Raw genomic sequence first — 619 nt, forward strand, 5'->3', positions numbered from 1 at the left:
CGATCGCGATCCTGCTCGTCCTCAACATCGTGGGCGTCTTCGATTGAGTTCCCCGCGGCCGTGGGTAGACCCCTCACGATGCGCGAACCATCGCGTCGGGATCCTAATCGAGGACCGCGTCCACCGCCTTCTTCAGAGCGGACGGTTGCACCGGCGAGGTCGGCGCCTTCTCCTTCAGCTCGAGCAACCCGGCGCCGATCTCCTGCAGCTTCTTGCGCCCGAGGTGCTCACGCACCTGAGGGAACCACTCGTCTTCCTCCTCCTGGATGTGGTGCTCGACGTTCTCGATCAGCACCGTGGTTTTGGCATCGAATCGCTCGTCAGACGGGGACATCGCGGCCAACTCGGTCACGAGGACATCCGCGACATGATGCTCCTCATAGGACTCGAGCACATCGTCCTCCAACTCGGGAACGAGGTCGCGCACCCGCGGGTACATGCCCTCGTTCTCGATGTAGGTGTGCACCGTCAACGCCTCGATGATCCTGCCGACGATCTCTCCCTTCTCCTTCTCCGCGTTCTCTCCGGCACCACGGAAGGCGCGGAACAACTTTCGGATTTCCTTGTGGTCATTTCTCAAGATCACGATGGCATCGGACGACATGGCACACCTCACCTA

General features: G+C 61.2%; 1 protein-coding gene. It reads right to left on the reverse strand.

Features of this window, described 5'->3' with window-relative positions; genetic code table 11:
- Positions 1-103: 103 nt before the first annotated feature.
- Positions 104-604 carry a hemerythrin domain-containing protein gene (locus P3H15_RS54350; protein ID WP_276144879.1) on the reverse strand — a complete coding sequence of 167 codons (501 nt, stop codon included), beginning with the start codon at positions 602-604 and terminating at the stop codon, positions 104-106.
- Positions 605-619: the final 15 nt, after the last annotated feature.

It is taken from the genome of Rhodococcus sp. T2V (genome assembly GCF_029269925.1).
In the GTDB taxonomy this organism is placed as follows: Bacteria; Actinomycetota; Actinomycetes; order Mycobacteriales; family Mycobacteriaceae; genus Rhodococcus_F; species Rhodococcus_F koreensis.

Excerpts from the sequence above, each read along its gene's own strand:
- P3H15_RS54350 (WP_276144879.1), bottom strand. The coding sequence starts at position 604 with ATGTCGTCCGATGCCATCGTGATCTTGAGAAATGACCACAAGGAAATC.